This window comes from Georgenia sp. Z1491 (assembly GCF_049856175.1).
GTDB lineage: Bacteria > Actinomycetota > Actinomycetes > Actinomycetales > Actinomycetaceae > JB111.
Map to the genome: position 1 here is coordinate 1 of NZ_JBNDNA010000032.1, position 5,514 is coordinate 5,514.

Annotated in this window: 6 protein-coding genes; all 6 read right to left on the reverse strand. The window is 67.1% G+C overall.

What is annotated here, in order from left to right; all coding sequences use genetic code 11:
• A partial coding sequence (locus ACPYO4_RS16220; protein WP_425710287.1) for a relaxase/mobilization nuclease domain-containing protein occupies positions 1-824 on the reverse strand: 824 nt, incomplete at its 3' end.
• Positions 821-1,393: a plasmid mobilization protein gene (locus tag ACPYO4_RS16225; protein ID WP_425710288.1), complete on the reverse strand. Its 573-nt coding sequence runs from the start codon at positions 1,391-1,393 to the stop codon at positions 821-823. The genes ACPYO4_RS16220 and ACPYO4_RS16225, both read right to left, overlap by 4 nt.
• 95 nt (positions 1,394-1,488) lie before the next feature.
• A complete protein-coding gene (locus ACPYO4_RS16230) occupies positions 1,489-1,812 on the reverse strand; it encodes a hypothetical protein (RefSeq protein WP_242134959.1) in 324 nt (107 codons plus the stop codon).
• A 2-nt stretch (positions 1,813-1,814) separates the two neighbouring features.
• Entirely contained in the window at positions 1,815-2,147 is a 333-nt protein-coding gene (locus ACPYO4_RS16235) for a hypothetical protein (RefSeq protein WP_242134957.1), read from the reverse strand.
• Between the two features lie 28 nt (positions 2,148-2,175).
• Positions 2,176-4,773 carry a hypothetical protein gene (locus tag ACPYO4_RS16240; RefSeq protein WP_425710289.1) on the reverse strand — a complete coding sequence of 866 codons (2,598 nt, stop codon included), beginning with the start codon at positions 4,771-4,773 and terminating at the stop codon, positions 2,176-2,178.
• Between the two features lie 392 nt (positions 4,774-5,165).
• Positions 5,166-5,514, reverse strand: a 349-nt coding sequence (locus tag ACPYO4_RS16245) for a helix-turn-helix domain-containing protein (RefSeq protein WP_425710290.1), incomplete at its 5' end; no start/stop codon positions are given.

The window sequence follows — 5,514 nt, forward strand, 5'->3', positions numbered from 1 at the left end:
TGAGCCTGTCCCTTCTGTGCGTGATAGTCGAAGATCTCTTGAGCACCTTCGGCGGTGAATTCGGGTGTCAGCGCCGAGGCCTTCTTCCGTCCAAGCTTCCCGTTGTCATCCCGGCGCATCTTGTAACTCCAGCCGTCGCGGTTCGTCACCGCCAGCGTGACCCCGTGCCCGGCGAGAACATGCTCGAACGCCTCGCGATTCGTCGAGCGTGAGTCGGTCAGTGCGTCGTAGACCTTGTCGCCGAGGACCTGCTCGAACCCGCCCGGAGAGAAGGCCTCGCGGCGCAGCTCCCAGTCGGGCTTCGGTTCCTCGGGATCGGGGAGCACCCGCAGGCCCTCGTCTGCCATCAGCTCGTCGTTCAGCTGGCGCAGTCCGTGCTTCCACGATGTGTACCGCTGGAGGCTCTTACCGGTGAGGTTGTCGTGGTTGATGACCAGGATGTGCGCGTGCCCATGGCCTCCGGCAGAGTCAGAGTGCACCGCGACCATGTAGTCAGCGCTGTGCATGCGTTCGGCGAGTTCGACTGCCACGTCCCGGATGCGCTCAAGGTCGGCTTGCGAGGTCACGTCGAACTCGTCGGGGTGGAACGCCAGCACATAGCTCTGAAGCTGGTTCGTCCGACCATGAGCAGCGGCGTGCGCCTCGGCACACGCTATGAACTCCGACGGGGTCGTCCCGCCGTCGACCATGGACATCGCATACGCGGCTGCACGTGTCGATCCGACCTTGAGGAGCTCCTTTCGCACCTCAGGGTCACGCCCGTAGAGGATGTACCCAACGGCTCCTGAAGCGTTGGTCGAGGGGCGGACGTTCACAGTGCTCATACCCGTGTCCGATCGCCGAGCGAGGCACGCACCTCGTCCACCGCAACCATCACCGCGTGAAGGAGACTGTCATCGACGGCAGCACCCTTGCGGAGCGCCTGGTTCAGGTTCACACCTACTCGACGCAGCTGCTCTACTGCCGGAGCAAGAGACGTAGGCGCCGTCTCCTTCACTCCCGCGTTGTTTTCCAGCTGATCGACTTTCGAGGACCTCGAGTCCAGCGCGTCGAGCATGACGGCACGAGCCCATGCGCTCGGCTTGACGCTGAGCACGTGGGCACGGCGGCGGATCGCATCGCGATCAGCCACCGTCAGCCGCACGTCGAGAGAGACCTCCCGACGACGGCTGTTCCGGGGCTCCGCCGGAGCCTCGGCCGACCCTGTCCTCTGCGCAGCACCACGACCGGTGTTCACCTGGGAGTCGTGGTGCTTCTCCGCTGCCAGGGCCGGGTCTTCCGCACACCCCTCCGCACGAGCCCGACCAGCGCTGCTTGGGGAGTCGGGCTCGCTCTCCGGGGGGTACGGAAGACGGCCAGCAGGGTTCTTGTCCGACAATTCGCTGGCGCTCATGTCTCCCAAGAACCGCTGGCCTCCGTCCTCGGGCGCTGCGCTCCCTGCGGGCGGAGGGGTCCCGGGTCGCGGGCGCAGGTCCCGGAGCGGAGTCGTCAGCCGTTCCACGGTCCTACCTCCTCATGCTTGGGATCAACGGTCTGCGAGGCAGTCCCGTCGTTCACTGCGCCCGCGGACGATGCCGCCTTCTTCGCACGCCTCGACCGCTTCGTCTTCTCTGCCATCAGAGCTTCGCTTGCCTCCTGGGAGAGCCGGTCGTAGAGGTCGGGGTTCTGGTCGCGCAGCAGATCGATGACCTTCCCGTCGATGCGGCGCTGCTCGGCGGCGGCAGCACGCTTGAGCTTGGCGATGCGCTCGGACGCACGGCGGCGCTCCTGCTCGATCAGCTCGTCGAGGTTGGTCGTGGTCTTGTTGCTCATGGTCAGTTCTCCTTCCCGTTGAGAGGGTGGCCCTCTCCGAGGGCAAGCGACGCGATCTCGGACGGGAGGTCGAGGGCAGCGATGATCGTGTCTTCGGGCAGGCCTTCGTCTCGTGCTTCCTGCACGTCCTCGCGGAGCAGGTCGAGCGCTGCGCCAAGCACGAGTGCCTCAGAGCGCAGGGAGCCCTCGATCGTGGTGCGCCGGGGGTCGCGGGCCCGCCAGGCGTCGCCGGGTGCGCGTCCGCTGATGAGCCAGTCCGTCAGCGCGACGCGCGCGGCGCCCCTGTCCTGAATGTCCTTCATCAGGTCGACGAGCATCTGGTCGTCGGTGTTCATGGTCGTTCCTTTCGGGTAGTTGAGTTGGTCAGTACGGGAGCCGGTCGGCGTCCGTGGGATGTTCGCCGGACGCCATGGACGTCATCCGGCCGAGATACGGGTCGAGCGTGTCGATGGGGAGCATCTGGGACGCCCGCTCGGGCCGGCGGGCGTTGTCCCAGTCACCGCGCGAGACGGTGCCGAGCCCCCACTCGCCGAGCCAGTCGAGCCGCTCGGCGATGGACAGCGAACGGTCACCGAGAGTCGGGATGGTGGCCACGCCCTGGCGATGAGCCATGACGATGGACATCAGCACCGCGCGCTGCGGGGTACTGATGCGGCGGCCCTTACCGTGCGTGCACTTCAGGTTCCAGTCGCGCCACTCAGCGACGGTGCGCAGGCATCCGGTGTCGGCCATGTCGCGGGCGATCTGGCGAGCGCGCAGGCAGTCCTCGACCCGCTCCCACGGCTGCGTGGTGAAGGTCGCCATCTCCTCAACCGAGCCGTCCGGCAGGGGCACCATCTCGGGTGTCATGGAGGACATGACGGGCTGGCGCTTGAGGTCGTAGTCCATGCTGACCGAGCGCTCGACCCAGGACGGCAGGAAGTCCTTCCGGTCCTCCTTGCGTGACAACTCCTGGAACGACGGGAACCGCGTGTACCCGTTGGGAACCCGACCTTCCCTGCTCACGACGGAGGCCAGCAACAGCTCGCGATCCTCGGTACTGTCAGGGACAACATCTTTCGGGGCCTTGAGCCCGTTGTGAGCGCATACGCCGCCGAGGTCGAGAGAGACGTTCCCGCGCGTCGTGAAGTTCACCAGGTCGGACTGCGCGTGCTTGGTCTCCCAGATGGACGCGTCCCCGGTCAGGGCAACCCGGGCATCGCCGAGCACCTCTTCCAGACCGTAAAGGTCGAGGGCAGCGACCTCGTCCACGGTGGCGTCCGTGATGAAACCGTCGGTCGTCACCGAGTAGACATCCCTACCGTTCTCGCTCAGCTGGTTCATCGTCGCCAGCAGCTGCGCCCGCACCAGTGACGTGGTGGTGGCCGCGTGGTAGGGGCTGGACACGGCGGAACCGCCGACGTTGTCCATCTCCTGCGCACGTGCATCCCAGGACCGCTGCTCAGCCACGTCCTGCGCCGTCTTCCCATAGATGCTGTTCACGCCGGTCTTGAGGGTCTGCTCTTCCAGAGATCCCTTGCCGAACAAGGTCTTGGCGGCGTTGCGGTCGTCGATGAGCTGCTTGACGCCATGCCGGAGGGAGAAGCTCGGGCCACCGTCGTGCTGCCGCTCACGGCCGAGATAGCCGATCTGGCAGTGCACCTCAGCACCCAGGGTGAGCGCGAGCCACAGCTCCGGGCCGCACACCCATGTCCCGGCGACACCCTCGGATGTGCGCGGGTAGATGAGCGTCCCGTCGGCGACGATGGGCAGGCACGGGTGCAGCACGTCGGTCGGGAACGTGAAGGACACGAACCCGACGAAGGGCGTCGTGGCCGTCGGCACGTCATCAACGGAGAGGACCCGCTCATGCACGACTTCCTCGATAGCACCGGCCTCCCAGTCGATGTCACGGACCAGCGCCATCGCCGTCGGGTATGCGTTCTGTGCGTCGATGTCCACGGTCGGTACCGGGTTGTAGCCAGGCATCGGGCAGCTGTTGAGACCACCGTGGTAGGCACGGGCGAACGCCGACGACAGCTGAGCAGCAGCGCCGTCCAGCGGGTTCCGTCCACGCTTCGCGTAGAAGCTCAGGCGGTCGCCCTCCTCGACGGCCTCGACACCCTCGTCCTCGTCCACCAGCCCGGCGAACAGCCGACGGAACTCGGCCGGAGTGGAGGCACCGAGGTAGGCACTGCCCGAGTTGACGAGGGCAGCGGCAGCACCACCGCTGAGAGTGATCGGCGGAACGGTGCCGTCGCCCCACAGTCGGGCGAGGTACTCGACGACGATCACCGCGTCGTTGACGCCGTACTCCAGGAACTCCGCGAGGTGTTCACGGCGATAGTCGGTCATCCTGGAGATCCAGCCATCCGGCACGTCGAGCTTCGCGACTCCGCACGCCTCGCCGAGCGCTGCCAGCGTCTTCTTCCCTGCCGGAGCCTGCGACATGGTGTCGCGCACGGTCACTGACAGGCTCTGCCACCAATGCCCGTTCTCGTTGCCGCGCTGCGAGCGAAACGGCAGGAGAGTCACGAGGCCACCGGCCGCCGAGGTCAGGCGGACGAGGGGGTCCAGCTCCCGGGACTGACCACCCGAGCGGAACGTCGTCAGGTCGGCAGAGCCGTAGTGGCAGGCGAGGACGAGGGGAACCCTCAGCTTCGCCAGCGCCTCCCGGCGCTCCTCCCAGTCGTCCGTCCAGAACACCGAGCGAGGCACGCCGCGCGGACCCACCCCGGTAGGCACCAGAGGGGAGCGCCACAGCTCAGCGGCTGCGACTACGGTCCACAGCGCCGTGTGCAGGGAGATGCGGGCGCCGGAGCCCAGCGGCGGCAGGATGACGACTTCGACCATCACCGACGGGTCGAGCGGATCAGGTACGGCGAGCTGGTAAGAGTCGACGACCCGAGCGCCGCCCACGGTCGTGAACTCGGTGTCGAATCCGACGACGATCCCGGCGCGGCCCGTGCCCATCGCCTTCACCGACGGGAGCTCGCCGAACGCGGTCGTAGGCACCGACACGCCCCCTGCGACGGCTTCCGGCGCAGGCGGCGCCCAGCCGGTCGCAGAGCCACGGTCACACGGTCGAAACTCGGGGCTCCCCATAGGGGCTAATGACCGTGCCCGACCATCGCCCTCCTGACCAGGGGAAACGTGCGTCTCGGACGGGTTGAAAAGGTGTGACAGTTCGGAACCGTCACACTCAGTGGCGGGCGTCTGAGACCTCTTCGCCCCGCCGTTCGAGGCGTCGCTGGGCGCACCCGCGCCACCGTTGACCGCTGCTCGCGCGCGCCGCCGCACGAGCACCTCAAAGACGATGCCGTGCCGTGCACCATCGGTGATCTCGTGGTGTTCCCAGCCAGGAGCCGCGGCGCTCATGATGCACCGCCGAAGATCGTGCTGAGACGACGAACCTGGGCGTCGCTCAGCGGGGGAGCGGAGGCGGCGAGCCGTTCTGCGGCGGCCTCGATCTCCTCGAAGGTTGCAGGCCTGACGGCGACCGCGAGAGCGTCGAGGTCGGTGCGCAGCACCTTGATGCGGGAACCGATCTTGACGGCGGGCAGCCGACCGTCAGCGATCCACTTCCGGAGGGTCTGATACGCGCCGTAGCCGAGCGAGACGGCTTCCTGGAGCGTGATGTAGTGAGTGAGATCGGACGAAGGAGGCGGGGAGTACCCCATGGCAACTCCAGACAGCTTGAACTGTCCGGAGACGGGGGAATAG